Consider the following 24,578-nt stretch of genomic DNA (forward strand, 5'->3'; position numbering starts at 1 on the left):
GCCCGGGACCCGGGCTGCTGGTGCGGGTCCGGCGCGCCGTCGCCAGCCGGCCGGCGGCGCCGACCGTGTGCTGCGCCACCGCCTGATGGGGCGCGGCCGGGCTCACTCCACCTGGGTCCGGTCGCGTCCCCGGCGCAGCGCCCACGTGCCCGCCCCGACCAGCGCGACGGCCGCGCCGCCGAGCACCGACGCGAGCGGCAGGGTCGCGGCGAGCACGACGCACCCCGCCAGTCCGAGGACCGCGACCGCGCGGGGCGGCCGGCTCTCGTCGGGTGCCATGCGCAGCGCGCTCGCGTTGGTCAGCGCGTAGTAGGTCAGGACGCCGAACGACGAGAAGCCGATCGCCCCGCGCACGTCGAGGGTGGCGACGAGCACGATCACCACGGCGGCCACCGCGAGCTCGGCGCGGTACGGCACCCCGTGCCGCGGGTGGATCGCCGCGAGGAACGGCGGGAGCTCACGGTCGCGGGCCATGGCCAGCGTCGTGCGGGACACCCCGAGGATCAGCGCCAGCAGCGCCCCCAGCGAGGCGACGGCGGCGCCGACCTGCACGACGGGGCTCAGGGCGGCGAGCGAACCGGCCTCCACCACGGCGCGCAGCGGAGCGGTCGTCGCGGCGAGCCCGTCGGCGCCGACCGCGAGCAGCGAGCTCACGCCGACGACGACGTACACGACCAGCACGATCCCGAGCGCGACGGGGATCGCCCGCGGGATGGTCCGGCGCGGGTCGACCACCTCCTCGCCGAGCGTCGCGATCCGCGCGTAGCCGGCGAACGCGAAGAACAGCAGCCCCGCCGACTGCAGGATGCCGCGCAGGTCGCCGCCGGGGAACGGGCTCAGCCGTTCGGCGTTCGCCGTGCCCCCGGCCAGGGCCGCCACCACCACGACCACGAGCGTGAGCAGCGTGAGGGCGACGATCACGCGCGTGACCAGGGCCGACTTCTGCACGCCGCGGTAGTTGAGGGCGGTCAGCGCGACGACGGCGAGGATCCCGACCAGCCGCTCCTGACCGAGGGCGGCGTAGGACGCGAAGGTCAGGGCCATCGCCGCGCAGCTCGCCGTCTTGCCGACGACGAACGACCAGCCGGCCTGGAAGCCCCAGAACTCGCCGAGACGACGACGCGCGTAGACGTACGTGCCGCCCGACTCCGGGTGGACGGCCGCCAGCCGCGCCGACGACGTGGCGTTGCAGAACGCGACCACGGCCGCGATCGCCAGCCCGATCAGCAGGCCCGATCCCGCGGCCTGGGCGGCCGGGGCGAACGCGGCGAACACGCCGGCACCGAGCATCGCGCCCAGCCCGATGACGACGGCGTCGGTGACCCCGAGCCGCCGGACGAGGGTGGTCATGCGCCGACCGGCGCCACGCCCAGCTCGTCGAGAAGCGTGAGGATCCGACCGCGGATCTCGTCGCGGATCGGGCGCACCGAGTCGATGCCCTGACCCGCGGGGTCCTCGAGCACCCAGTCCTCGTACCGCTTGCCCGGGAAGTACGGGCACGCGTCGCCGCAGCCCATGGTCACGACGACGTCGGACGCCTGCACCGCCTCGGTCGTGAGCACCTTGGGCTGCTCGGCGCGGATGTCGATGCCGACCTCGGCCATGGCGTCGACCGCCACCGGGTTGACCTGGTCCGCGGGCATCGACCCGGCGGAACGGACCTCGACGGCCCCGCCGGACAGCGCGGTGAGGAACCCTGCCGCCATCTGGGACCGGCCGGCGTTGTGCACGCAGACGAAAAGGACGCTGGGCGTGGTCATGACTCTCCTGGGGTGTCGAGGGAGGCGAGCAGGTGTCGGACGCGGGTGTCGAGGTCGGCGCGGATGGCCGCGACGCCCTCGGGGGACGCGAGGGCAGGGTCGCCGACGGCCCAGTCCTCGTAGCGGATGCCGGGGTAGACGGGGCAGACGTCGCCGCAGCCCAGGGTCACCACGACGTCGGCCGCGCGGACCGCGTCGTCGGTCAGCGGCTTGGGGAACCCGTCGGCGCCGAGGGCCTCGAGCTCGGGACGGACGTGGGTGTGGATCGCCGCGGCCGGTCGCGACCCCGCCGACCGCGCGAGCACCGAGTCGCCGGCGTGGTGCTGCAGCAGGGCGGCGGCCAGCTGCGAGCGACCGGCGTTGGCCACGCAGACGAACAGCACCCGCGGCACCGTGGCGCCGCCCTCGATGTGGACCAGGTCGTCCAGCCGCTGCCGGGCGAACCGGTCCGTCAGCCCGACGAGCCGGGGGTGCACGCCGCCGGTGCGGGCGAGCGCCGTGGACGAGTCGCGCACCACGTCCCGCACGCGGGCCGGGTCGATCGTCGGGTAGCGCGGCACGAGCGCCGCGGCGACGTCGTCGAGGAGGTGGTCGAGCTCGTGCACCGACGCCGTGGGTCGGGGGTCCGCCGCAGCGAAGGCCTCGAGCACCGCCCGGACGGCGGCGCGGTGGTTGGGCGCGATGCGGTACCAGACCCAGGTGCCGCGCCGCTCGGCGGTGACCAGCCCGACGTCCTTGAGCACCTTGAGGTGGTGGGACACCGTCGGCTGCGAGACGGCCGTGAGCTCACTGATGTCCAGCACGCACGCCTCGCCGGCCGGGCTCGCCGCGATGAGCGACAGGGCGCGGAGGCGGAGCGGGTCGGCGAGCGCCTTGAGCGCCCGGGCGAGGTCCTCCGCCGCGGGTGCGCTCATGGCGGTCGCGGCGATCACCTGCCTATATTGAAGTTTCTCGATGCAGAGGTCAAGTCATCACGCGCGTGCGGGCGCGTCCCGCTCGTCGGTGTGCGCGACGTGCCGCAGCTGGTGCCAGATGAGCACGACGAAGATCGCGGAGCCCACGAACGCGAACCAGAACGGGGCCGTCACGCCGTAGCGCTGCGCGAGCACCCCGCCGATCGCGGCGCCGACCACGAGGCCACCGAACACGCCCACCAGGTTGACGCTGCCCACCCGGCCCTGGAGCTCGGTCGGGACGGCCCGCTGCCGGATCGTCACGGACGTGGTCCCCCACACGAAGGCGTGCGCGCCGAACACGAAGAACACGATCAGCGCGAACCAGGCCGTCGTCGTCAGCGCGAGCGCGAGGTGGGTGAGCGTCTCGACGATGAGCCCGATGCGCATGAGGTTCGCCAGGCTGACGCGCCGGGTGATCCACCCGTAGGACACGGTGCCGACCAGGCCGCCGACCGCCCCGACGGTCGTGATGATCCCGAAGCCGACCGCCCCCAGCCCCAGGTGCTCGCGGGCGTAGAGCACCAGCACCGACCACGCGGCCCCGAAGGTCACGTTGAAGATCAGGATGGTCAGCACCAGCGTCCGGACGGCGGCGTGGTGCCGGACCCAGCGGACGCCCTCGGCGATGTCGTGGCGGATGTGGGTGTCCGGCCGCTCGCTGCGGTGCGGCGGCAGCGCGATCCGGGAGACCAGGACCGCACCCGCGGCGACCAGCAGGGCCTCCGCGGCGAACGGCAGCGCCTGCCCGGCCGCGAACAGCAGGGCGCCCAGGGGCGGGCCGACCAGCTGGTTGACGGTGACGAACCCCGCCTGGATGCGGCTGTTGGCCAGGGCGAGGTCGTCGCGCTGGACGAGCATCGGCACCAGCGTGCTGGACGCGTTGTCCGCGAACGTCTCGGCGGTGCCGAGCAGGAACATCGCGACCAGGACGAGCAGGATCGACGCGACGTCGGTGGCGACGGCGACGGCGAGCAGGACGAGCACGACCGTCCGGAGGGAGTCGACCAGGATCACCAGCCGCCGGCGGTCGAGCCGGTCCGTCAGCGCGCCGGCCCACAGCCCGAACAGCAGCGGCGGCAGCCACTGCAGCAGTGCGGCCAGCGCGACGAGGAAGGCGTCGTCGGTCCGGCTCGCCACCAGGAGGGGACCGGCGGCGATCACGATCCCGTCGCCCAGGTTCGAGCTCCACGACGAGGCCAGCAGCCACCGGAACCTGGTCCCGAGTCGCTGCGGGACGACGGTGTCGACGATCCGGCTCACAAGGGCGAGACAGTAGTCGTCCCGACGGTCGTGGTCCCGTGCATAGTGTGGAGTCGTTCCGCAGACCCGAGCGAAGGAGCTCCCGTGGACTGGACCCTCGAAGTCGTCGTCGTGCCGGTGAGCGATCTCGCAGCGTCGATCGCGTTCTACCGCGACCAGGTCGGGTTCGACCTCGACCACGAGACGGAGAACGAGTTCATGCACGTCGCGCAGCTGACCCCGCGCGGCTCCGGCTGCTCGATCGTCATCGGCAACCTGCCGTCGCAGTCGGAGATGGCGCCGGGCTCGCTGAAGGGCGTGCAGCTGGTGGTCGCCGACGCGGCGGCCGCCCGCGACGAGCTCGTCTCCCGCGGCGTGCAGGCGTCGGAGATCACGGTGTTCGACGAGCGCGACGGCGGCACGTTCTTCGGTTTCAGCGACCCCGACGGGAACACCTGGGCGGTGCAGCAGCTCAAGGTCCGCGGCGAGAAGCCGCTGATCCCGCACGAGGCGCGGGGCCGCTTCGGCGCCGAGTGACGCCTCAGCGCGACGAGAAGCCGCCGTCCGACGCGATGGTCTGGCCGGTGACCCAGTCGGCCTCGTCGCTGAGCAGCCAGCCGACCAGCCGGGCCGTGTCCGCAGGGGTGCTCCACCGTCCGCCCGGGCTGAGGGCGCTGACGGCCGCGATCGCCTCGGCGTCCGCGTACCCGGTGTCGTTCGGCCCGGGGTTCACGCAGTTCACCGTGATGCCGCGGGGCATGAGGTGGACGGCCAGGCTCGGGGTGAGCTCGTGCAGCGCCGCCTTCGACGCGATGTACGGCAGCTCGTCGGGCATCGCGCCGCGGTACTGGCCGGACGTGAACAGGACCACGCGGCCGCCCGGCGAGCCGTCGTGCCCGGCAGCGAACGCCTGGACCAGCAGCAGCGTGGCCCGGGTGTTCACGGCGTAGGACAGGTCGATCTCCGCCGCGGTGAGCTGCTCGAGGGACTGCCCGGAGCTGCGCGCGTGGTTGGCGACGACCGCGTCGAGCCGGCCGAACGCGTCGTGCGCGGCGCCGACGAGAGCATGCGGCGCCGCGGCATCGGCAAGGTCCATCGACACGTGCTCGGCGCGACCGCCCGCGGCGCGCAGCTCCTCGACGAGCACGTCGGCTCCGCCGTCGTCGGCACCCCAGGGCTGCTCGGCGTCGTGCGGGGACCAGGAGTGCAGCAGGACCGCGGCACCGTCGGCGACGACTCGGCGGGCGACCGCGGCGCCGATCGCGATCCGGCGGCTGGCGCCGGTGACCAGGACGACGCGTCCGTCGAGGGCGGGCATGGCTGACCTCCAAGGCTCGGGCGGCGTCACTCTGGCAGGCGCGGGCCCGGGGGCCAAGGTCATTCCGAGGCGAACACCCGCGGCCGGGGCGTCGGCTCGCCGTACCCCGACCGCCGTGCGCGCAGGGCCCGCGCGACGAGCGACGGCCGCACCAGCAGCAGGGGCGAGCCCATGAGGTGGTAGACGCGCGCCATCGACGCCTGCGCCACCTCGTCGCGGTGCGCCCCCAGCCGCCCGAGCTCGCGCGTCCAGCGCGAGAAGAGCGCGGAGAACCGCGGCACCCGACCGCCGGCGGCGGGGTAGCGCAGGTCCTCGCTCGTGGCGATCCGCCACGGCAGGTCGGTCACGTGCGCGAACCGACGCAGCAGCCGGCGGGTGTGCAGGGGTCCGCGGGCGGCGTCGCGCAGCGCGAGGGCCTCGAGCGCGGCGACGGCGACGCCCTGGCCGTAGATCGGGTTGAAGGCGCACAGCGCGTCCCCGACGACCAGCAGCCCGTCCGGCCAGCTCGGCACCCGGTCGTAGTGGTGGCGGATGTTGCCGGTCTGCCGGTGCAGCACGACCTCGCCGTCGGACGCCCCGACGAGGTCGGCCAGGGCGCGGTCGGGCAGCGAGGCGAGGGTGCCGACGAACGACGCGCGCTCGCGCCCGGGCCGCCGGTCGCCGGACCCGACCGCCCCCACGAGCCAGCGACCGCCCTCGACGGGCAGCGCGAGGCCACCGGACCGCTCGGGCGTCTGCTGGACCACGATGCCGTCCACGGCAACGGTCCCCGCGGGCACCGAGACCTCCGTCGTGGCGTACCCGACCCGGGCATCCACCTGCGACGTGCGCGCCGCCGGGACGCCCAGCTCGGCGAGCCAGCGGGGGAGCCGCGAGGACCGTCCGGACGCGTCGACCACCAGGTCGGCCGGCACCGACGAGCCGGTGGTCTCGACGTGCCAGCGCGGGCCGCCCGACCACCCGCGGCGCAGACCCTCGACCGTGGTCCGGTCGCGCACCTCGACCCCGGACAGCTCGGCCACCCGGCGGCGGAGCACGTGCTCGAACAGCGGCCGCGTCGCCGAGGCGATCCCGTACTGCTGCGCCAGCGGTGCCCACCCCGACTCGCCGAGCCATGCCAGCTGCCCGGTGTCGAGCGGCACGGCGCCGGCCGCGCGCAGGTCGTCGCCGAACCCGGGCAGCAGCTCCTCGATGGCGAGCAGCCCGCGGTGGAGGAACACGTGCGGCTGCCGGCCCTGCGGGACGCCCTTGCGCGGCGTCGGATGGTCGGGGAGCTCGTCGCGGTCGAGCACGGTCACGGTGCGCGCCGGACCGGCGAGCGCGGCGGCTGCCAGCAGCCCGGCGACACTGCCGCCCACGACCACGACCCGGCGGACCTCGTCCCGTCTCAGCACGGGTCCAGCATGGCCCGAACCGTCACCGCCCGGGGAGGGTCAGCCCAGGAGCAGGAGCGCCTGCCCGAGGAGGGCCGCGCCGCCGACGCCGATCAGGGTCCAGGCGAGCATGCTCCCGGCCAGGTAGACGACGTAGCGCCCGTGCTCGGCCGCGGTGCCGCCCCAGCGCGGAGCGGGCGCCCAGCGCACGGTCTCGAGCAGCTCGGCGAAGCGCCGGGAGGGCCGCATCGTCGGGAGGGTGGCTGTGGCGGCGGACATCGGGGCTCCTGGTGGGTGCGACTTCGGGCGTCGGGATCGCCGACGCTCCCATTCTCCCCCCGCCGCGCGATCGCGACCTGGGCCGAAAGGCCCGTACGGTCGCCTGGTGACCAGCACCCTCGTGATGCGGACGCTGAGCGGCGTCCACCGCGTGATCCTCCGCGTGAGCGGCGGCCGGCTCGGGGCTGCGCTGGTCGGCCTGCCGGCTCTCGAGCTCACCACGCGGGGCCGGAGGTCCGGACGGCCGAGGGTGTCGATGCTCACGGTGCCCGTGCAGGTCGGGCAGACCCTGGTGATCGTCGCGTCGGCCGGCGGCGACGACCGTCATCCCGCTTGGTACCTCAACCTCGTCGACGAGCCGCGCGTGCAGGTGGCGGTCTCCGGCGGCCCACGTCGCCCGATGGTGGCCCGCGTCGCGACGCCCGACGAGCGCGCCGAGCTCTGGCCGCGCGTGACCGCGGCGCTGGCCAACTACGCGGAGTACCAGACGCGGACGTCGCGCGTGATCCCGCTGGTGCTTCTGGAGCCGGCGTGACCGGTCCGGCGGCGTACTGGGACGAGCAGGCGCCGACGTACGACCGCACCACCGCGTTCCTCGAGCCGCGGCTCTTCGCGCCTGCCCGGTCCTGGATCGCCGACCGCGTCTCGGGCCGGACCCTGGAGGTCGCCGTAGGCACGGGCGCCAACCTGCCCTACTACGCGCACCGCGTGACCGACCTGACGCTCACCGACGTCAGCCCGGCGATGCTCCGGGCGGCGACGGCCCGGGCGGCCTCCCTGCACGTGCCGGTCCGCACCCTGCTCGCGGACGCGTCCGACCTCGGCCTTCCCGACGACTCGTTCGACACCGTCGTCTGCACGCTGTCGATGTGCTGCGTCGCCGACGAGCTCGCCGTCCTGCGCGAGCTGGCGCGCGTGCTGCGGCCGGGCGGTCGGCTGCTCATGGCCGACCACGTGGAGTCGTCGGCGCGGCTGGGCCGGGGGGTGCAGCGGATCCTCGACGTGGTGACGCCGGCGCGGGCCGGCGAGCACCACCGCCGCCGACCCCTGCTGCTGCTGGAGCCCTCGGGGCTCACGCTGGTGGAGAGCGCCGCCTCGCGCTGGCGGCTGGTCGAGCGGATCCACGCGACGACCGGCTGACGCCGGCTCGACGGGGGTGCCGACCGTCGTCGGCACCCCCGTCGTCATGTGCTCAGGTCGCGCAGGTGGCGGCCGGGGTCGTGCTGTTGCCGTTCTTGTAGAAGGTGACGCCGAACGTGTTGCCGGAGCCGTTCGGTTTGACGGTCCGGGTGGAGCCGCTGCCGGACAGCGTCGCGTTCCAGCTGCTCTGGACGCTCTGGCTGCCGTTGAGGGTGAGCGTCACGGTCCACGCGCTGCTGCCGCTGACGGCGTAGGTCACGTTGAACCGGTCGGACCACTCGTCGGCGCGCGTCACGGTCACGGAGCAGGAGCTCGCGCCCCCGCCCGTGGAGCCGCCGCTGCCGGACGGTGCCACGGCGCGGCCCGTGTCGGGCGAGACGACGCCCGGGCACAGGTTGCGCGAACGGAGGTCCTGCAGGATGCCCGGGAGCGCCGCGACGGTGTTGGCCGGCCAGTCGTGCATGAGGATGATCTGGCCGTTCTGCAGCTGGCTCGCCGCCTGCCGGATGGACGCCGCGCTGGCGTTGTTCCAGTCCTGCGAGTCGACGTCCCAGATGATCTCCCGGAGGCTCAGCGAGGCCTCGACGCTCTTGAGCGTCGCGTTGGTCTCGCCGTACGGCGGCCGGAACAGGCGGGGGGCCGTGCCCACGGTCTGCTGGATGATCTGCTGGGTCCGCGACAGCTGCGACTGGATGTCCGCCTGGCTGAGGTTCACCAGGTGCGGGTGGTCCCAGCTGTGGTTGCCGATCACCAGCCCGGCGTTCTTGTAGACCTGCAGGAGCGCGGGGTTGGCCTGGACGTACTGGCCCTCGGGGAACACCGTGGCGGTCGCACCGTTGCTGGTCAGGACGTTGACCAGGTTCTGCGTGTTACCCGCCGTCGGCCCGTCGTCGAACGTGAGGCCGACGTAGCCGGCGGTGCAGCTGCCGGTCCACCCCCCGCTCGAGGGCGGTGGCGTCGTCGTCGTCCCGCCTGACGACGAGCAGGTGGCCGACGGCGTGGTGGCGTTGCCGTTCTTGTAGAACGTCACCCCGAACGTGTTGCCGGAGCCGTTCGGCGTGACGGTCCGGGTGGACCCGCTACCGGTGACGTTGGCGTTCCAGCTGCTCTGCACGCTCTGGCTGCCGTTGAGGGCGAGGTTCACCGTCCACGCGCTGCTGCCGGTGACGGCGTACGTGACGTTGAACCGGTCGGACCACTCGTCGCCGCGCGTCGCCGTGACCGTGCAGCCGGTGCTGCCACCCCCGCCCGACGGCGGAGGCGTCGTGGTGCCGCCGCCGCCCGACCCCTCGCTGACGGTGATGTTCGAGCTGCCGCTCGACTGGTAGCCCTCGGTCGCCATGATCATGTAGTTGTGCGTGCCCAGGTTCATGCCCTTGGACGCCCACGCGTCGAAGAAGTTGCCGGTCGTGATCGTGCCGCCGGTCCGCTTGGCCTGCCGCACGGCCCAGTACTGGGAGAACGTCGAGCGGTCGCCCTCGATGGAGGGCTGGTTGACGCGCTGCGTGCGGTAGATGTCGTACGTGCCGCCGTCGCTGGTGACGGTCCCCATGAACGTGCCGGTGGGCCGGTACGTGCCCCAGTTGTCGACGATGTAGTACTCGACCAGCGGGCTCGTGGTCCAGCCGTAGAGCGCGAGGTAGGCGTTGCCCGACGGGTTGAACGACCCGGAGTAGCTGACCGTCTTGCGGCCCCCGGTGCTCCAGCCCTTCCCCGCGACGAAGTTGCCGGTGTTGGACCACTGGGTGCTGTACTGGCCGGCCGCGCCCATGTCCATGGACACGGTGCCGGGGCTGTCGGTCCAGAACGAGTACCAGAAGCCGTTGTTCGTGCCGGTCGAGTTGGAGGTCGTCGCCGCCGTGGCGGGACTGGCCGCGACCATGGCGGTGGCGACGAGCGCGCCGGCGGCGAGGAAGCCCACCAGGGCTCTCAGCGAGCGCCGCCGTGGGGGCGCGCCGCGCGTCTGAGCGAAACTATCGGACATCGTGCACTCCTTTGTGCCGTCTTTCGGATCGGGACACACGTGGCGCACGTCGGAGTCCGAGCCGGGTTCGACGGTGCGCCGGAGGTTGGCGATCGATATCGACAACGTTATCGAGCAGTGTGCCGCCGTCCTCGAGGCACAGGAACAGCTCCCTGGGCCCGTGAACCGTTTAGGTGGCGCAATGCCGCGTGACGCGGCTGAGTATCGAAACTCTCGACGCCCGTGGCCGGCGGCCCGTCGACGCCGAATCCGGATCAGCACCGCAGAACGGACGTCGTGCCCTAGTCTCGGCCCATGCTCATCCTCGGCCTGATCCTCTTCGGGATGCTCATCGGCGCCCTCGCCCAGCTCCTGCTCGGCAAGGACCGCAAAGGCATCGACTGGACCATGGCGATCGTCGCGGGCCTCGTCGGCTCGTTCGTCGGCGGCCTGCTCGCCAGCCTGATCGCCGGCGACGGTCTCGAGCTGCGGCCCAGCGGCATCATCGGCTCGATCGTCGGCGCGCTGATCATCACCGCGATCTGGCGCTGGACCCGCGGACGCGCGCGAGCCTGACGCTCTAGGCCCAGGCGTCGGCCGACGCCTCGGTCCGCGAGAGCACGGTCGCCGGACGTGTCGCGCACGACGACCCCGCCCTTCTCCGCGGGTGCCGCCCGCAGTACGGTCGGCGCACGGATCGCGGGGGGCGCCGGCGATGAAGGTGGCAGGCAGGACGGTCGTCGTCACGGGAGGTGGCGACGGCATCGGTCGAGCGCTGGTGCTCGCTCTCCTTGCGCGCGGCGCCCGGGTCGCGGCGGTCGGGCGCACTGCCCAGCACCTGCGGGAGACCGCCGAGTGCGCCGGTCCGGCGGCCGCGGGGCTGTCGACCCACGTCGTCGACGTCACCGACCGCGCGGCGGTCGACGAGCTCCCCGCGGTCGTCGTCGGAACCCACGGGCAGGTCGACGGACTCATCAACTGCGCCGGGATCATCCAGCCGTTCGTCCCGCTGCTCGACCTGGGCTACCCCGAGATCGAGCGGGTGATGGCCGTGAACTTCTGGGGGCCGGTGCACACCACCAAGGCGTTCCTGCCCCATCTCGTCGCCCGGCCGACGGCGCACGTGGTCAACATCTCGAGCATGGGGGGCTTCCTGCCGGTGCCCGGGCAGACGGCGTACGGAGCGTCGAAGGCGGCCGTGACGCTGCTGACGGAGGGGCTGCACGCCGAGCTCGCCGGCACCTCCGTGTCGGTCACGGTCGTCGTGCCGGGCGCCGTTCGCACGCGGATCGTCGAGAACTCCGGCGTGACCGCGCCGAGGATCTCTGGAGCGACCGCCCGGCGCGTCGAGCGGATGATGACGTCCGCGCCGACGGCCGCGCGCCGCATCCTCGACGCCGTCGAGCGCGACGCCTACCGGGTGACCGTCGGCAAGGACGCCGCGATCCTCGATGTCCTCGCCCGCCTGGCGCCCGAGCGGGCCGCACGGCTCGTCAGGTCGCGGATGACGGCGCTGCTCGACTGACCTCCGTGCGTCCAGCGGGCCGTGCGTCGGCGACGACCCGCTCGAGCCAGTCGGTCAGGAGTGCCGCCACCAGGCCGGGCCGGTCCAGGTGGACGTTGTGCCCGGCGGTGTCCAGGGTCGAGAAGGTCGCGCGCGGGTAGTGCTCGACCCGGGCCCAGGCGTCCGCGTAGCCGACCACGTCGTCCTGACGGCCGGTCACCACGAGACAGGGTTGCGTGAACGGCTCGGGTGCGGCGTCCTCCGGTTCCTGGTCGAACCCGTACCGCTCGGCGATCCGCGCGAGGCCGACCTCGTCCGCCGACCGCAGACCGGGCAGGACGTGCTCGACGAACACCCGCAGGTTTGCCGGGCTCTGCACCACGGCCTGCTCGGCGTAGTCCTCGCCGCCGTCCACCGTCGGGTCGGCGACCAGCACGGTCCTCGGCGGCACGGCACGGCGGTCGTGCTCGGCGACGAACACCCCGGCCAGCGTCGCGAGCCCGAGCACCTGGGGTCGCAGGTCGTGCGCGATCCGCCGGGCGATCATGGCCCCGAAGGAGCTGCCGACGAGGGCGAACGGCCGGTCACCGACGCGGCTGCGGATCTCGTCGGTGACCACCCGCGCGACGTCCTCCGCGCTCGCGACGTCACCGATCGGGGTGCCGCCGGAACCCGGCAGGTCGACGTACAGCCGCGTCCAGCCCTCGAACACAGGGTCCAGCGGCAGCAGGATCCGGTGGTCGACGCCGAACCCGTGCAGCAGGACGACGGGCGTGCCCGATCCGCGCTCGATGACGTGCATCCAGGCACCGTAGAGGGAGGGGGTGACACCGCCCGACAGCCTCAGCCCGAGAGCCGGGCGACCTGTGCGTCGAGGTACCGACGCTCGGCCACGTTCGTCGCCCGGCCCGCCGCGCGGCGGTAGTGCACGAGGGCGAGGTCACGCTCGCCGGCGCGCTCGTGCAGGTAGGCCCGGAGCTGGTCGACGCGCGGCAGGGTCTCGTCCACGCCGTCCAGGATCGCCAGACCGGCGGCGGGCCCGTGGACCATCCCCGCCGCGACCGCCCGGTTGAGCGTCACCACGGGACTGCGCGTCATCCGTTCCAGCAGGTCGTACAGCGCGAGGATCTGGGGCCAGTCGGTCGCGTCCGCGCTGGCGGCCCGGTCGTGGATCGCGGCGATCGCGGCCTGGAGCTGGTACTCGCCGACCACCCCGCGGCCGAACGCGCCGTCCAGCAGCGCGGTCCCCTCGGCGATCCGGGCGTGGTCCCACAGGCGGCGGTCCTGCTCGGCCAACGTCACGGGCGCCCCCGAGCCGTCGGTCCGCGCCGGCCGGCGGGCGTCCGTCAGGAGCATGAGGGCGAGCAGGCCGGTGACCTCGGCGTCGTCGTCGGCCTCGTGCAGCAGCCGCGCGATCCGGATGGCCTCGTCGGACAGGTCGACACGGGTCAGGTCCGGGCCCGCGCTGCCGGTGTAGCCCTCGTTGAACATCAGGTACAGCACGCGCAGGACGCTGCGGAGGCGGGCGGCACGCTCGGCGGGGTCGGGCATCGAGAAGCGCTCGCCCGCGACCTTCTGCTTGGCGCGGCTGATGCGCTGCGCCATGGTCGCCTCGGGCACGAGGAACGCGCGAGCGATCTCCGCCGTGGCCAGCCCGCCGACCGCGCGCAGGGTCAGCGCGATCGCGGACGTCGGGGTGAGGACCGGGTGGCAGCACAGGAACAGGACGGTCAACGTGTCGTCCTCCTCCGCGCCGCCGCCGACCGCCGGCTCGGCCGCGGCCCGGAGCTCGCGGTCCCGGCGTGCGGTGTCGCTGCGCCAGCGGTCGACCATGCGCCGCGACGCGGTCTGCAGCAGCCACCCGCGCGGTTGCTCCGGGACGCCGTCGGTCGACCAGTGCGTCGCCGCCGCGATCAGCGCCTCCTGCACCGCGTCCTCCGCCGCGTCGAAGTCGCCCCAGCGTCGGGCCAGCGCGCCGACGACCTGCGGCGCCAGCCGGCGCAGCAGGTCCTCGACGTCGCGCGGGACGTTCAGCGCGGGTCGCTCGCCGTCTCGAGGAACGCGTTCATCTCCTCGACGTCGGAGGGGCCGTCGTCCATGATCCGACGCACCTGGATGGGCTGCTGCGTCGGGACGCCGCCCCGGCCCGGCACCGCGGACACCAGCCCCGCGATCTCCAGCGCGCGCGCCTCGGTCTCCGTCTCCACGATCTGGTAGCCCGCCACCCACTCCTTGAACTCCTGGAAGGGGCCGTCGGTCACCACCGTGGTCGACCCGTCCGACGTGACGACCTTGGCCAGGTCCGGGCCGGTGAGGATCTCGCCGCCGACCAGCTCTCCGCTGGCGAGCAGCTGCTCGTTGAGCCGCCCGTAGTAGCTCAGGTGGTCCGCGACCTCCTGGTCCGACCACTCCGACATGGGCGCGTCGTCGGGACCGCTCTGGAAGTCCACGATCAGCAGGTACTTGGCCATGTTGCTCCTCCTTCGTCGTGCCCAGGTTGGCACCTTCACTCGTCGAACGGAGCCGTTCCTCGGTTCTCTACATGTGCCGGCACGGGGAGCAGGAGTAGTTTCCCGGCATGGACCCGACGTCCTCGACCCGGATGCCCGGCCGCCTCGTGCCCGCGAGCGGCGGCCACGTGCCCGTGCGGGTCCGCGGGTTCCTCGAGGCCTCAGCGCCGGCGCGCGCCGGGCGCTCCGAGCGCGGGTTCGCCGTCGCGCTGGCCCGCTCCGAGCACGACGTGGTCAAGGTCCTCGACGGACCGACGGTCCTGGGCTTCCTGCCGCCGGCCTGGTCGCAGACCGTCGACTTCGAGCTCTGGTCGTGCGAGCAGGCGGGTGAGGCGGCAGTGGCCCGGGCCGTGCTGGAGGGCGCGCCCGGCGAGCGCGACCTGTTCGTGATGCTGGACTGGCGACGCCCGCGGCCGTGACGCTCACCTGCTGAGGAACGTCGAGACCCACACGAGCGGCGCGTTCCAGCGGATGCAGACGTCGTTGGTGACCTCGGACGTCGGCTCGTCGAGGTAGCAGAGCTGGGGCGGCAGGCCCAGCAGTCGCTCGTCGTACGGGAAGTCCGGTGCCGGGCACGAGTTCGCCCCGCCGGCCAGTGCTCCGGGCGGGGGCGGCGGCATCGCCGGGTCGCGGTCGTGGCCGAACTGGCGGGTGCGCTGGTGGCGGCTGTGGTCGGTGCCATGACCGGTGACGTAGCTCTGGCCGAGCGCGTTGCGGCCGAGCAGGTAGTCCATGCCCGAGGCGACCGCGTCGCGGTAGGCGGCTTCGCCGGTGACGAGGTGCGCCACCCCGAGCACCACGAGGTTGTTCAGCAGGCGACCGTTGGACCCCCACCCCCACCCGTCGGCGGGCGCGTACGGCTGGCCCCACGGCTGGCGCGCCTGCAGCTCGCGCAGACGGTCGGCGCCGGCCAGCAGGCTGGCGACCACGCGCTCGTGCTCGGCGAGGTGGCCGCCGTGCAGGGCGAGGTCGAGGCGGGCGGGCGCCCCGACGCGGTCGAAGTCGAACCCAGCCGGGTCGAAGGGGTCGGGCGAGTCGAGGGCCCGGTCCGCGTAGCCCGCGTCGCCGGTCGCGAGCCAGAGCTCGGTCGCCGCCCAGCAGAAGTCGTCCGCGACGTCGCGGTCGTCGTACGGACCACCGCCATGACGCGCGTGGTCGTTCGGCGCGACGAGGTCGGGATGCCGTCGCGCCGCGTCGTAGGCCGTGCGGGCGGCGGTGACGAGGGCGTCGGCGTAGGCGGCGTCGACCGACCGGAGGTGGCGCGCGCCGGCGGCCGCAGCCGCGGCCAGGTGCAGCGCGGCGGTGGTGGACGGCCGGTGCAGGACGCGCTCGGTCGGGTCGAGGTGCGGCCAGCCCGGCAGCGGCGACCAGGTGACGCCGTGGACCCGGTGGAACGCGAGGCCCGCCCACGGTCGGCCGGGGGGCACCTGCATGCGCAGCAGCCAGTCCAGCTGCCACCGGCACTCGGCCAGGACGGCACCTCGCGCGGGGTTGCCGGCCGGGAGGAGGTCGAGGGTCGCCAGCAGCTGCCACACCGCCAGGGCGCCGCTGGTCACGTACTTGCCGTAGTCGCCGGCGTCGTACCACCCGCCCGAGACGTCGTACGTGCCGTCGTCGTGCCACCCGGGGTAGAGCCGCTCGGCATCGGGCCCGGTCCACGCCCGGACGGCGACGTCCCCGCGGTTGGGCGGGCGACCGACGTGACCGGCCGGGCGGCGGTAGCCGGGGACGTCGATCGCGGTCCCCGACCGCATGAGCGCGAAGAAGCGCAGGGCGTCCGCAGCCAGGTCGGCGTACAGCGCGGGGTCCACCCGGAACGGGTGGCTGCGGAGGTCGGCGGTGCGCACGTGGAACGTGCCGGGCGGCAGGCCGGTGAGCTCGAGCACGTGCACGCAGGAGCCCGACGTGGGTTCCGGTCGCACGGGCCACGGCTCGGAGGTGCCCTCGTGCACGACGACGCCGTCGTCGCGGACCACGACGAAAGCGACGGGGTCGACCGCGTCCGAGACGAGCGTGGCGCGCATCGGCCGGTCCGGCAGGTAGCCCCGCTGGTTGACGCGCACCGCGGGCCGGCTCGCGACGACCTCGTCGACGGACCAGCGCGGCCAGCTCACCCGCGGCAGCCTACGGCCCGGCCCCCCGGTGGTAGGAAGGCGAGCATGCCGATCCTGCCGGCCGAGCGTGTCCCCGGCTCATCACCCTCCGCCGTGGCGGCACCCTGACCGACGACCACCACCGCCTGCTGGCCGGCTGGGCGCTCGCGTGCGCGGAGCACGTGCTGCACCTCTTCGAGGACGAGCAGCCGGGTGACGGCCGCCCGCGCGAGGCCCTCGACATCGGGCACGCCTGGATCCGCGGCGAGGTGCCCATGCGCGTCGCGCACCAGGCGGCCTTCACGGCGAACGCCGCCGGCCGCGGCCTGCCCGACCCGGCCCGGTTCGCTGCGCTGTCGGCGGGCCAGGCGGTCGCGGTGGCGCACGTCGCCGCCCACGACCTCGGCGCCGCGGCCTACGCCATCCGCTCGGTCGGCGCGTCCGTTCCTGCCGACGACGCGGCTCGCGCGCGGGAGCGCGAGTGGCAGCGGGAGCGCATCCCGGCGGACGTGCGCGAGCTCGTCCTCGAGGACCAACGACTCCGGAGCGCCCTCTGCTGGCACGTCTTCGACGACTGAGCCGCGGCCGGATGGTCGTCCGCGTGTCCTCTCGGCATCCTGGACCGGTGACGTCCCGCCCTCGACGAGACCCGCGCCCGGTGGCTGTGCGGCGCGGCGACCGCTGATGCGGGCGGCACCCCGGGCCGGAGGCCGGTTCGCCGTCGTGGCGCTCGCCGCCTCGCTCGTCCTGACCGAGTTCCTCGCCGGGATGCAGCGCTACCTGTCCCAGACGGTCCTGCCGCTGGTGGCCGCGGACCTGCATGGCGAGCACCTGTACGGCCCGCTGGACGCCGCGGCCCAGGCGCCGATGTTCCTCACCATGCCGCTGGGGGCGTGGCTGCTGTCACGCTGGACCGTCGGCCGCCTGATGGTCCTCTTCACGATGGTCACCGTCGCCGGGGCGGTCCTGTGCGCGACGGCCCAGTCGATGGGGGCGTTCGTCGGCGGGACGGCGGTCCGGGCGCTCGCGGCGGGCGCGCTGGCGACGGTCGGCATGGGGGCGATCAGTCGGGGCCTCCCGCCGAGATACCGCCAGCTCGTCCTGGCCGGCATGTCGGGCGTGTGGCTGTTCTCCTCGGTCCTGGGCCCCGTCTACGCCGTGTCGGTCGCGTCGACCCTCGGCTGGAGATGGGCGATGGTCCTGTACCTGCCCGTGCTCCTGCTGGCCCGGTTCGTGATCGCCCGGACGATGCCCGAGCGCACGGGTGAGGTCGCCCAGGAGCGGGCGCCGTGGTCGTGGGCGGTCCTGCTCGCCACCGGATCGGTGCTCCTGTCGCTCCCGCTCGGGCTGTGGTCGGTCGCTGCCGTGCTCGTCGGCGGCGGTCTCATGCTGTGGGCGACCGCGGCGATCCTGCCGGCCGGGACGTTCCGCGCGCGGGACGGCCGTCGCGCCGATCTCGCGGCGCTCCTGCTGACCGCGGCGGTGTTCTTCGGCGCCTCGATGGTCCTGTCGGTGGTCGCGCACGACGCCTTCGGCCTCGACGCACGGCAGTTCGGGTTCGTCATCGCCGCGCCGGGGTTCCTCTGGGCGGTCGCGGCGCTGTGGACGGGCGCGCACCCCGCCCTGGAGGACCGCGCGTTCCGGCGCCGGGCCGTCCCCGCCGGGCTGACGATCGCGGCCGGGGTCGCGGTGCTCCTGGCCACGACGCTGCGGGCGGACGGCTCGTCGGCCGCCTTCGCCGGGCTGCTGCTCGGGGCCGCCCTGCTCGGCGCCGGGATGGGCTCGCTGTACCCCGACCTGCTCGGCCGTTGCCTGAGCCCGCCGGACGCCGACGACGGGATCTCGTCGGACCGGATGGCGGCGGCCGTGGTGGTCACCGAGTCCGTGGGCCTGGCCGTCGCCACCACGACCGCGTTCGCGTGGCTGGGTGCCGGACTCGGTCTGGTGGACGCACCGGTCCACCGTGCCCAGCTGCTCTATGCCGCGCTCGTCCCCGTGGCGATCGCCATGGTCGTCCGTCTTGCCGCGGCCGGCCGGACCTCGGGCGCTCGTCGGCCCGCGCGGCTCCGGGCGTGACGCCTCACCAGCGGCGGCGCACCGATGCCTTCGGGCCGGCCACCAGGCTCGCGGCCGGGACGTCGTCGGCGACGATCGCCCCGGCGGCGATGACGGCGTCGCGACCGATGCTCACCCCCGGCAGGATCGTCGCCCCCGCGCCGATCCACACGTTCTCGGCCACGTCGATCGGTGCGCCGGTCAGGTACAGCGCGCGGTCCGCGGGATCCACCGGGTGCCCGCCGGTGATGAACGTGACCTGCGGACCGATCATCACGCGCTCGGCGATGCGGATGCCCGCGTAGTCGAGGAACGTGCAGCCCTGGTTGATGAAGACGCGCTCGCCGAGCTCCAGGTGCAGCCCGTGGTCCGTGTAGAAGGGCGGGTAGATCGTGAGCCGTGCGGGCAGGGGCCGGCCCAGGATCTGCTCGAGCAGCGCCGCCTTGCCCGCCTCGTCGTCGAAGGGCAGCACGTTCAGTCGCGAGGTGAGCGCCGTGACCTGCAGCACCCGGTCGGCCATCGCCTGGAACTCCGGACTGTGGATGCGCATGAGGCGACCGCTGGGCATCGCACGATCCTCTCCCTCGCGGGCGGGCGGCCGACCACGAGACACGCCGCCGCGGGCTCGAGGAGCGGAGCGGCCGTCGCGGCGGCCATACTCGGCCTGTGGAGGAATCCGACGCGCGGGACCGACGGATCGACTGGCGCGAGGTGGTCGTCGTCGTCCTGCTCTCGGTGACGACGATCCTGACGGCCTGGGTCGGGTTCCAGGCGAGCAAGTGGGGCGGGGCGATGTCGATCTCGTTCAGCCAGGCGTCGACGGCCCGGATCGAGGCGACGCGCTACGAGGGCGTCGCCAACCGCAAGCTCTCCGTGCAGGCGACGCTGTTCTCGCAGTGGGCCGCCGCGTACGCCGCGAACGACATGGCCCTCGCCGACTTCCTGTCGCAGCGGTTCCCCGAACCGCTGGCCACGGCGTTCCCGGTGTGGCTGGACTCGAAGCCCTTGCAGAACGCCGACGCCGCCGCGACGCCGTTCGACCTGCCCGAGTACAAGATCCCCGAGCTGGCCGAGGCCAAGAAGTCGGACGCGCGAGCGGACGCGAAGTACCAGCAGGCGCTGACCAACAACCAGCGCGGGGACAACTACACGGTGCTGACCGTGGCCTTCGCCGCCGTGCTCTTCTTCGCGGCCATGTCCGGGCGGATGAAGTCCACCCGGGGCGGTGACGTGCTGCTCGGGCTCGCCATCGCCTTGTTCCTCGTCACCTCGTCGTTCCTGATCGCCTTCCCCAAGCTCGTGTAGCGGGACTAGCCCGACCGGTGGGTCGTGGGTGCAGGTGCTTGCGGCGGGCGACCGGGACCACCACGATCAGGCCCGCGGCTGGCACCATGCCGGCAGCCCGATCTCGGGAGCGTCCGCATGTCGCAGCACACCGTCCCGGCCCGACCGACCGCCGCGTTCGTCGGCGCGTCCTGGGTCGCCCTCGTCATCGCCGTCAGCGCCTTCGCCATCGGGCTGTGGAACGCGGAGATGACGTTGTCCGAGAAGGGGTTCTACGGCACCCTGCTCCTGCTCGGTCTGTTCTCCGCGATCGCGCTGCAGAAGTCGGTCCGGGACCGTGCCGAGGGCATCCCCGTGACGTCGATCTTCCTGGGGCTGTCGTGGGCCATGGTCCTCGTGTCGCTCGTGCTCGTGGCCACGGGCCTGGCGAACTCGTCGCTGGCGTTGTCCGAGAAGGGCTTCTACGGCCTCGGCTACGCGATGGCTCTGTTCTCCGTCGTCGCCGTGCAGAAGAACGTCCGTGACCTCGCGGCGGCCGCTCCCGCACCCGCCCCGGCACCTGCCGTGTCGGCCCAGCCGGACGTGAAGGCGACCGTCTGGCAGTGATGTCGGAGGGTCGTCCTACGGTGGCGCGATGACCGTGCGACCGTTCGCCGTCGACGTCCCTCAGGCGGTTCTCGACGACCTGCGCGACCGCCTGTCGCGCACGCGCTTCCTCGACGACTCGCCCCGCCGCCCGTCGTCGGGCATGACGTCGGCCTACCTGCAGACCCTCGTGTCGTCGTGGCAGTCGTTCGACTGGCGAGCGCGAGAGGCGTGGCTGAACGACCACCCGCAGTTCCTCGCCGATGTCGACGGCACCACGCTGCACTTCGCCCACCTGCGGTCGAGCACCCCCGACGCGCCCGCGCTCCTGGTGATGCACGGCTGGCCGCACACCTTCGCGCTGCAGCTCGACTTCGCCGACCTGCTGCCGGAGCTGGACGTGGTGGTGGTCAGCCTGCCGGGGTTCGCGTTCTCGCCCGCGCTGGACGAGGCGATCACCGAGCAGCGCCTCGCCGGGCTGATGCACGCCCTCATGGCGGACGTCCTCGGCTACGACCGCTACCTCGTCTACGGCGAGGACCTCACCGCGAACGTCAGCGACCTCGTCGCCGCGACGCACCCCGAAGCCGTCGCGGGGATCGTCGTCACGCACGCGCACTTCCTGTCCCAGGAGGAGCAGGCGGCGACGACCGACCCGACCGAGCGCGCGTTCTACGACCGCATGTCGGAGGGCTGGTACCAGCAGGCCGGCTACGCCCACGCCCAGGGGACCCGGCCCGACACGCTCGCGGCCGCACTGAACGACTCGCCCGCCGGGCTGCTCGCCTGGATCACCGAGAAGCTGGTCGAGTGGAGCGACACCCCGGCCGGCGACCCGGCGGCGGTCGAGCGACGCCTCTCGCGCGAGCGGATCCTCACCGAGGCGACGGTGTACTGGGCCACCCAGAGCATCGGGACGTCGTTCCGGCCGTACTTCGACGGCGGTGACGCCGTGATACCGGCGGTCGAGGTGCCCGCCGCCGTCTTCATCCAGCGGCACGAGCACGACAACCCCGAGTCCGTGGCGCGGCGCTTCTACCGGGACCTCCGCGTCTTCGAGCGGCTGGACGAGGGCGGCCACTTCGCCGTCGCCGAGGTCCCGGAGGCGATGGCGGAGCGCGTGCGACGCTTCGCGGCGGAGCTGGCGAGACACCGCTGAGCTGCCTGACCGTCGACGAAGGGGAGCGGGGATGCCGGGCTGGGCGTGGTCGCTGATCGGCGTGCTGGGCGGCCTCCTCGTGCTGTGGCTCGTCCTCGTCGCGGTGCTGTGGGCCGCCGGCTACTCACGCGTGAACGTGACGTGAGTGGTGCCGCTCTCGGCCACCTCCGTCGTCACCGTGTGGGTGAGCTCGAGACCGCGCAGGTCGTCCCACAGCCGGTCGCCGCGGCCCAGGACGACCGGGGCGACCATGAGGTGCAGGTGGTCCACCAGGCCCGCGCGCAGGAAGTCGCGCGCGGTGCTGGACCCGCCGCCGACGCGCACGTCCCGCCCGTCGGCGGCCTCGGTCGCCTCCCCCAGGACGTCGTCGAGCGCGCCGCTGCGGAAGTGGAACGTGGTGCCGCCCTCCATCGCGATCGGCGGCCGCGGAGCGGTGTGGGTGAGCACGTAGACCGGGGTGCCGAACGGCGGCCGGTCGCCCCACCAGCCCTTCCACTCCGGGTCGGCGGGGAACGTGTGCAGGCCGAACATGGCGGCGCCCATGATCTCGGCGCCGACGCCCTCGAAGAACGCGGCGGCGTGGGCGTCGTCGATACCGGTCGTGCCCGCGCCGCTGGTGTCGCCGAGCACGCGCTCGCGGAACGTGCGGGTCGTGACGTAGGTCCCCGTCAGGCGTCCCCAGTCCTCGCCCATCGGGTTGTCGGCGGTGCCGTCGGCGATCGAGGTGTAGCCGTCGATCGAGACGAACATGTCGAGGCGAACGCGAGTCATGTCAGGTGTCCTTTGTCGTGGTGCGGGTCAGGTAGGTGCCGAGCCGGTCGGCGCGGCGTTCCGCAGGGGTGCGTTGCTCGCCGAGCCACAGGTGCAGGGCGTCGAGTGCGCCCGGTCGCAGGCTCACGGTGCGCACGCGCCCGTGCTTCTGGGAGGTGACGACGCCGGCGTCCTCGAGCACCCGCAGGTGCTGCAGGAGCGACGGCAACGCCATGGAGAACGGTGCCGCGAGCTCGGACACGACGGCGGGGGACGTCGCCAGCCGTTCCACGACGGCCCGGCGCGTGGGGTCCGCGAGAGCGCGGAGCACGGCGTCGAGGTCGTCGTAATACTTAGGCACGTACCTAACTATTGGCCCGATCGCCGGTGTCGTCAAGGGGTGAGCGGCGGTCAGTGGTCGTGGCGGTGGTGGGCGTCCGGGTAGTGCTCGTGGGTGTGGGTCACCGCGTCGTGCGTGTGGACGTGGTGGTGCCGTACCCCGGCCGCGACGAGCTCGCCGGACGGGTGCTCGTGGTCGTGGTGCCCGTCGTCGTGGGTGTGCCAGTGCTCGTGCGTGACGGCCTGGTGCGCGTGCTCGTGCCCGTGCTCCTCGCTGAGGTGCAACCACGTGCCCACGGCCATGAGCCCGCCGGCCAGCAGCAGCTGCCACGTGACCGGGTCCCCCAGGGCGACCGCGAGCGCCGCGCCGAAGAACGGGGCGACCGAGAAGTACGCGCCGGCCCGAGCGGCGCCGACATGGCGCAGGCCGACGATGAACAGCACGAGGCTCAGCCCGTACGACACGAACCCCAGACCCATCGCCGCTCCCGACACCGCCACCGACGGCAGGTGAGCGCCCAGCAGCAGCGCGACGACGAGGTTGGTCGGACCGGCGACGGCGCCCTTGACCGTCGCGAGCCAGGTGGCGTCCGTCAGGGAGACCTTGCGGGTCAGGTTGTTGTCGAGCGCCCAGCACGCGCACGCGGCGACGATCGCCACGGCGGGCCACACGCTGGTGACCTCGGCGTGCCCGGTCGGCACCGCGATCACGACGGCGCCCGCCACGATCGCGAGCATGCCCAGCACGAGGCGACGATCCGCCGGCTCCCGGAACACCACCCACGCGATCACAGCGGTGAGCACGCCCTCGGCGTTCAGCAGCAACGACGCGCCCGACGCCGGCATCGACGACAGCCCGACCATCAGCAGCACCGGACCGGCGACGCCGCCGGCCGCGACCGCGCCGACCAGCCACGGGACCTCCCGACGGGGCAGCTGCACCCGCGGGGCCCGTCGCACGAGGCGCCACACGCCCATCCCGACGCCGGCTCCGACGTAGAGCAGACCGGCGAGCAGCCACGGGCTGACCTCGCCGAGCAGCAGCTTGGCCAGCGGCGCGCTCGCCCCGAACAGCACCGCCGCCCACAGCGCCGCCTGGACGCCGACGTTGCGCAACCCACGCGCCGAGTCGCTCACGCACCCATGGTCACCCATGCCGCGCCGGGGAGCAGGTCACCCGCCTCGGCGCCCTGCCACGGTGGTGATGCAGAACGGGTGGCCCGCGACGTCCAGGAGCACCCTCCACCGAGGGTCCGGCTGCGGATCGGCGAGCCGGGCTCCCAGAGCCACGGCGCGCTCCACCGGCTCGTCCAGCTCGTCGCCGGCGGTMAGGTCGAGGTGCACGATCGACGCGCCCGGCCACTGGGGCGGGCGGTAGCTCTCCACCCGCTGCGCGACGAGCAGCAGCCCTGGCACCTGCACGCCCACGCTGCCCGGGCGGCTCCACAGCAGATGTCCTCCCAGCAGCTGGAGGTAGAACTGCGCCAGCTCGGCCGGGTCGGCGCAGTCCAGGGACGCCCCGACGAACCGCAGGGCGCCGGGATCCGCTGACGCCGTCATCGCGCCATGATCCCATCGAGCGGCCGATGAGCCGGGGTCCGGGTCGCGAGGTCGATGCGCATGACCGGCCGACTCGGGTAGGTGCGGCCGATCTCCTGGAAGCCGGCCGCCTGGAACATGGCGAGGGTTCCGGTGAACAGAGCCGAGCCGGAGACCTTCGCGGCGCGGAGCCGGTCGACGTCGACCGGGTGACCCTCGACGGCCGACGCCCCGTGCCGGCGGGCGTGCTCGACGGCGGCCGTCAGCAAGGCCGTCCCGACGCCTGAGCCGCGGTGCTCACGGCGAACCGCGAAGCAGGTCACCCACCACACCGCGGCATCCTGGTCGAGGAGGCGTCGCAAGGCCTTGTTGTTCATGACGCCCGGCAAGGACGCGCGCGGAACGACCCGCGACCACCCTGCGGGGCGGCCGTCGACGTAGGCGATCAGGCCCACGGGGATGTCGGCCGCCTCGATCTCCCGGTGCAGCTCGTCGCGATTGCTCGGCTGGTCGTGCGCACGAAATCGCTGGCACCAGCACGCGTCGGGTGTCGACGCTCGGGCGCCGAACGCCTCGACCACGTCGGGCCAGCGATCCGGCACCGCGGTCTCGACGCGGATCTGCGCGCCCACGCCCGGCGACACGAACGCGTTGTGCTCGCCCACCCCGTGCTCCCTCGTCCCCGCGGGCCGCGGCGGCGCGATCGCCGCCGTGGCGAGTGTACGAACGCGC

At 73.7% G+C, this 24,578-nt stretch carries 29 protein-coding genes; 11 read left to right on the plus strand and 18 right to left on the minus strand.

From position 1 onward, the window contains the following. Positions 1 to 102: 102 nt before the first annotated feature. Genes AC1DQC_RS13930 through AC1DQC_RS13945 form a run of 4 tightly spaced genes read right to left on the minus strand, consistent with a single transcriptional unit; the run spans position 103 to position 3,976 of the window. Entirely contained in the window at positions 103 to 1,350 is a 1,248-nt protein-coding gene (locus AC1DQC_RS13930; RefSeq protein ID WP_477051843.1) for an APC family permease, read from the minus strand. Further along, on the minus strand, positions 1,347 to 1,760 hold the full coding sequence (locus AC1DQC_RS13935; protein ID WP_477051844.1) for an arsenate reductase ArsC: 414 nt from the start codon (positions 1,758 to 1,760) through the stop codon (positions 1,347 to 1,349). The genes AC1DQC_RS13930 and AC1DQC_RS13935 overlap by 4 nt, the downstream gene beginning before the upstream one ends. Next, positions 1,757 to 2,674, minus strand: a complete 918-nt coding sequence (locus tag AC1DQC_RS13940) for a metalloregulator ArsR/SmtB family transcription factor (protein ID WP_477051917.1) — start codon at positions 2,672 to 2,674, stop codon at positions 1,757 to 1,759. Before AC1DQC_RS13940 ends, AC1DQC_RS13935 begins: the two co-directional genes overlap by 4 nt. Positions 2,675 to 2,731: 57 nt before the next feature. Then, positions 2,732 to 3,976 carry an MFS transporter gene (locus tag AC1DQC_RS13945; protein WP_477051845.1) on the minus strand — a complete coding sequence of 415 codons (1,245 nt, stop codon included), beginning with the start codon at positions 3,974 to 3,976 and terminating at the stop codon, positions 2,732 to 2,734. 84 nt (positions 3,977 to 4,060) lie between these two features. On the opposite strand from AC1DQC_RS13945, the gene AC1DQC_RS13950 reads away from it, so the two are divergent. After that, positions 4,061 to 4,492, plus strand: coding sequence for a VOC family protein (locus AC1DQC_RS13950; RefSeq protein ID WP_477051846.1), 432 nt, complete (start codon positions 4,061 to 4,063; stop codon positions 4,490 to 4,492). A 4-nt stretch (positions 4,493 to 4,496) separates the two neighbouring features. Here AC1DQC_RS13950 and AC1DQC_RS13955 read toward each other — a convergent pair whose 3' ends face one another. From AC1DQC_RS13955 to AC1DQC_RS13965, 3 genes are read right to left on the minus strand one after another with little or no spacing between them, the layout of a single operon-like run. Continuing rightward, entirely contained in the window at positions 4,497 to 5,273 is a 777-nt protein-coding gene (locus AC1DQC_RS13955; protein WP_477051847.1) for an SDR family oxidoreductase, read from the minus strand. A gap of 59 nt (positions 5,274 to 5,332) precedes the next feature. Then, positions 5,333 to 6,667: an NAD(P)/FAD-dependent oxidoreductase gene (locus AC1DQC_RS13960; protein WP_477051848.1), complete on the minus strand. Its 1,335-nt coding sequence runs from the start codon at positions 6,665 to 6,667 to the stop codon at positions 5,333 to 5,335. A 39-nt stretch (positions 6,668 to 6,706) separates the two neighbouring features. Then, positions 6,707 to 6,925 carry a chemotaxis protein CheW gene (locus AC1DQC_RS13965; RefSeq protein ID WP_477051849.1) on the minus strand — a complete coding sequence of 73 codons (219 nt, stop codon included), beginning with the start codon at positions 6,923 to 6,925 and terminating at the stop codon, positions 6,707 to 6,709. Between the two features lie 106 nt (positions 6,926 to 7,031). On the opposite strand from AC1DQC_RS13965, the gene AC1DQC_RS13970 reads away from it, so the two are divergent. Both AC1DQC_RS13970 and AC1DQC_RS13975 read left to right on the plus strand, forming a co-directional pair. Continuing rightward, a complete protein-coding gene (locus tag AC1DQC_RS13970) occupies positions 7,032 to 7,460 on the plus strand; it encodes a nitroreductase/quinone reductase family protein (protein ID WP_477051850.1) in 429 nt (142 codons plus the stop codon). Next, the gene (locus AC1DQC_RS13975) at positions 7,457 to 8,065 is read left to right on the plus strand and encodes a class I SAM-dependent methyltransferase (protein WP_477051851.1); all 609 of its coding nucleotides are present in this window, start codon (positions 7,457 to 7,459) and stop codon (positions 8,063 to 8,065) included. Before AC1DQC_RS13970 ends, AC1DQC_RS13975 begins: the two co-directional genes overlap by 4 nt. A gap of 52 nt (positions 8,066 to 8,117) precedes the next feature. On the opposite strand, the gene AC1DQC_RS13980 is transcribed toward AC1DQC_RS13975, so the two are convergent. After that, positions 8,118 to 10,049 carry a glycoside hydrolase family 11 protein gene (locus AC1DQC_RS13980; RefSeq protein ID WP_477051852.1) on the minus strand — a complete coding sequence of 644 codons (1,932 nt, stop codon included), beginning with the start codon at positions 10,047 to 10,049 and terminating at the stop codon, positions 8,118 to 8,120. 294 nt (positions 10,050 to 10,343) lie between these two features. Between AC1DQC_RS13980 and AC1DQC_RS13985 the strand changes: the two genes are divergently transcribed. Together AC1DQC_RS13985 and AC1DQC_RS13990 are read left to right on the plus strand one after the other, a co-directional pair. Then, entirely contained in the window at positions 10,344 to 10,604 is a 261-nt protein-coding gene (locus tag AC1DQC_RS13985; protein ID WP_477051853.1) for a GlsB/YeaQ/YmgE family stress response membrane protein, read from the plus strand. 139 nt (positions 10,605 to 10,743) lie between these two features. Continuing rightward, positions 10,744 to 11,553, plus strand: a complete 810-nt coding sequence (locus AC1DQC_RS13990) for an SDR family NAD(P)-dependent oxidoreductase (RefSeq protein WP_477051854.1) — start codon at positions 10,744 to 10,746, stop codon at positions 11,551 to 11,553. On the opposite strand, the gene AC1DQC_RS13995 is transcribed toward AC1DQC_RS13990, so the two are convergent. Genes AC1DQC_RS13995 through AC1DQC_RS14005 form a run of 3 tightly spaced genes read right to left on the minus strand, consistent with a single transcriptional unit; the run spans position 11,522 to position 14,003 of the window. Then, positions 11,522 to 12,334: an alpha/beta fold hydrolase gene (locus AC1DQC_RS13995; protein ID WP_477051855.1), complete on the minus strand. Its 813-nt coding sequence runs from the start codon at positions 12,332 to 12,334 to the stop codon at positions 11,522 to 11,524. The genes AC1DQC_RS13990 and AC1DQC_RS13995 overlap by 32 nt on opposite strands. 41 nt (positions 12,335 to 12,375) lie before the next feature. Then, the gene (locus tag AC1DQC_RS14000) at positions 12,376 to 13,566 is read right to left on the minus strand and encodes an RNA polymerase sigma factor (RefSeq protein WP_477051918.1); all 1,191 of its coding nucleotides are present in this window, start codon (positions 13,564 to 13,566) and stop codon (positions 12,376 to 12,378) included. Beyond that, positions 13,563 to 14,003, minus strand: a complete 441-nt coding sequence (locus tag AC1DQC_RS14005; protein ID WP_477051856.1) for a YciI family protein — start codon at positions 14,001 to 14,003, stop codon at positions 13,563 to 13,565. The genes AC1DQC_RS14000 and AC1DQC_RS14005 overlap by 4 nt, the downstream gene beginning before the upstream one ends. A 107-nt stretch (positions 14,004 to 14,110) precedes the next feature. Between AC1DQC_RS14005 and AC1DQC_RS14010 the strand changes: the two genes are divergently transcribed. After that, positions 14,111 to 14,461 (plus strand): hypothetical protein, encoded by a 351-nt coding sequence (locus tag AC1DQC_RS14010; protein WP_477051857.1) that lies wholly within the window; start codon positions 14,111 to 14,113, stop codon positions 14,459 to 14,461. Between the two features lie 3 nt (positions 14,462 to 14,464). Here AC1DQC_RS14010 and AC1DQC_RS14015 read toward each other — a convergent pair whose 3' ends face one another. Then, on the minus strand, positions 14,465 to 16,156 hold the full coding sequence (locus tag AC1DQC_RS14015) for a glycoside hydrolase family 9 protein (protein WP_477051858.1): 1,692 nt from the start codon (positions 16,154 to 16,156) through the stop codon (positions 14,465 to 14,467). Between the two features lie 161 nt (positions 16,157 to 16,317). Between AC1DQC_RS14015 and AC1DQC_RS14020 the strand changes: the two genes are divergently transcribed. Beyond that, positions 16,318 to 16,713, plus strand: coding sequence for a putative immunity protein (locus tag AC1DQC_RS14020; protein ID WP_477051859.1), 396 nt, complete (start codon positions 16,318 to 16,320; stop codon positions 16,711 to 16,713). A gap of 106 nt (positions 16,714 to 16,819) precedes the next feature. After that, entirely contained in the window at positions 16,820 to 18,211 is a 1,392-nt protein-coding gene (locus AC1DQC_RS14025; RefSeq protein ID WP_477051860.1) for an MFS transporter, read from the plus strand. Positions 18,212 to 18,215: 4 nt separating this feature from the next. Here the strand turns inward: AC1DQC_RS14025 and AC1DQC_RS14030 are convergent, their stop codons facing one another. Next, a complete protein-coding gene (locus AC1DQC_RS14030) occupies positions 18,216 to 18,758 on the minus strand; it encodes a DapH/DapD/GlmU-related protein (protein ID WP_477051861.1) in 543 nt (180 codons plus the stop codon). A gap of 98 nt (positions 18,759 to 18,856) precedes the next feature. Here AC1DQC_RS14030 and AC1DQC_RS14035 point away from each other — a divergent pair, with 98 nt between their 5' ends. From AC1DQC_RS14035 to AC1DQC_RS14045, 3 genes are all read left to right on the plus strand, one after another. Further along, entirely contained in the window at positions 18,857 to 19,495 is a 639-nt protein-coding gene (locus AC1DQC_RS14035) for a hypothetical protein (RefSeq protein WP_477051862.1), read from the plus strand. Between the two features lie 117 nt (positions 19,496 to 19,612). After that, entirely contained in the window at positions 19,613 to 20,080 is a 468-nt protein-coding gene (gene yiaA / locus AC1DQC_RS14040; RefSeq protein WP_477051863.1) for an inner membrane protein YiaA, read from the plus strand. 28 nt (positions 20,081 to 20,108) lie between these two features. Next, positions 20,109 to 21,218: an epoxide hydrolase family protein gene (locus AC1DQC_RS14045; protein ID WP_477051864.1), complete on the plus strand. Its 1,110-nt coding sequence runs from the start codon at positions 20,109 to 20,111 to the stop codon at positions 21,216 to 21,218. Between the two features lie 120 nt (positions 21,219 to 21,338). On the opposite strand, the gene AC1DQC_RS14050 is transcribed toward AC1DQC_RS14045, so the two are convergent. From AC1DQC_RS14050 to AC1DQC_RS14070, 5 genes are read right to left on the minus strand one after another with little or no spacing between them, the layout of a single operon-like run. Then, positions 21,339 to 21,989 (minus strand): dihydrofolate reductase family protein, encoded by a 651-nt coding sequence (locus AC1DQC_RS14050; protein ID WP_477051865.1) that lies wholly within the window; start codon positions 21,987 to 21,989, stop codon positions 21,339 to 21,341. Position 21,990: 1 nt separating this feature from the next. Continuing rightward, positions 21,991 to 22,365: an ArsR/SmtB family transcription factor gene (locus AC1DQC_RS14055; protein WP_477051866.1), complete on the minus strand. Its 375-nt coding sequence runs from the start codon at positions 22,363 to 22,365 to the stop codon at positions 21,991 to 21,993. A gap of 14 nt (positions 22,366 to 22,379) precedes the next feature. Beyond that, positions 22,380 to 23,444 carry a DMT family transporter gene (locus tag AC1DQC_RS14060; protein WP_477051867.1) on the minus strand — a complete coding sequence of 355 codons (1,065 nt, stop codon included), beginning with the start codon at positions 23,442 to 23,444 and terminating at the stop codon, positions 22,380 to 22,382. A 36-nt stretch (positions 23,445 to 23,480) separates the two neighbouring features. Next, positions 23,481 to 23,867: a VOC family protein gene (locus AC1DQC_RS14065; protein ID WP_477051868.1), complete on the minus strand. Its 387-nt coding sequence runs from the start codon at positions 23,865 to 23,867 to the stop codon at positions 23,481 to 23,483. Then, positions 23,864 to 24,511 (minus strand): GNAT family N-acetyltransferase, encoded by a 648-nt coding sequence (locus AC1DQC_RS14070; RefSeq protein ID WP_477051869.1) that lies wholly within the window; start codon positions 24,509 to 24,511, stop codon positions 23,864 to 23,866. The genes AC1DQC_RS14065 and AC1DQC_RS14070 overlap by 4 nt, the downstream gene beginning before the upstream one ends. Positions 24,512 to 24,578 lie beyond the last annotated feature (67 nt).

The organism is Cellulomonas sp. P4_H12 (genome assembly GCF_056400905.1).

Bases quoted from the DNA above. Each gene is read 5' to 3' on its own strand.
- AC1DQC_RS13930 (WP_477051843.1), bottom strand. From the start codon at position 1,350: ATGACCACCCTCGTCCGGCGGCTCGGGGTCACCGACGCCGTCGTCATC.
- AC1DQC_RS13935 (WP_477051844.1), bottom strand. From the start codon at position 1,760: ATGACCACGCCCAGCGTCCTTTTCGTCTGCGTGCACAACGCCGGCCGG.
- AC1DQC_RS13940 (WP_477051917.1), bottom strand. From the start codon at position 2,674: ATGAGCGCACCCGCGGCGGAGGACCTCGCCCGGGCGCTCAAGGCGCTC.
- AC1DQC_RS13955 (WP_477051847.1), bottom strand. From the start codon at position 5,273: ATGCCCGCCCTCGACGGACGCGTCGTCCTGGTCACCGGCGCCAGCCGC.
- AC1DQC_RS13965 (WP_477051849.1), bottom strand. From the start codon at position 6,925: ATGTCCGCCGCCACAGCCACCCTCCCGACGATGCGGCCCTCCCGGCGC.
- AC1DQC_RS13980 (WP_477051852.1), bottom strand. From the start codon at position 10,049: ATGTCCGATAGTTTCGCTCAGACGCGCGGCGCGCCCCCACGGCGGCGC.
- AC1DQC_RS13985 (WP_477051853.1), top strand. From the start codon at position 10,344: ATGCTCATCCTCGGCCTGATCCTCTTCGGGATGCTCATCGGCGCCCTC.
- AC1DQC_RS13990 (WP_477051854.1), top strand. From the start codon at position 10,744: ATGAAGGTGGCAGGCAGGACGGTCGTCGTCACGGGAGGTGGCGACGGC.
- AC1DQC_RS13995 (WP_477051855.1), bottom strand. From the start codon at position 12,334: ATGCACGTCATCGAGCGCGGATCGGGCACGCCCGTCGTCCTGCTGCAC.
- AC1DQC_RS14005 (WP_477051856.1), bottom strand. From the start codon at position 14,003: ATGGCCAAGTACCTGCTGATCGTGGACTTCCAGAGCGGTCCCGACGAC.
- AC1DQC_RS14010 (WP_477051857.1), top strand. From the start codon at position 14,111: ATGGACCCGACGTCCTCGACCCGGATGCCCGGCCGCCTCGTGCCCGCG.
- AC1DQC_RS14025 (WP_477051860.1), top strand. From the start codon at position 16,820: ATGCGGGCGGCACCCCGGGCCGGAGGCCGGTTCGCCGTCGTGGCGCTC.
- AC1DQC_RS14030 (WP_477051861.1), bottom strand. From the start codon at position 18,758: ATGCCCAGCGGTCGCCTCATGCGCATCCACAGTCCGGAGTTCCAGGCG.
- yiaA (WP_477051863.1), top strand. From the start codon at position 19,613: ATGTCGCAGCACACCGTCCCGGCCCGACCGACCGCCGCGTTCGTCGGC.
- AC1DQC_RS14045 (WP_477051864.1), top strand. From the start codon at position 20,109: ATGACCGTGCGACCGTTCGCCGTCGACGTCCCTCAGGCGGTTCTCGAC.
- AC1DQC_RS14050 (WP_477051865.1), bottom strand. From the start codon at position 21,989: ATGACTCGCGTTCGCCTCGACATGTTCGTCTCGATCGACGGCTACACC.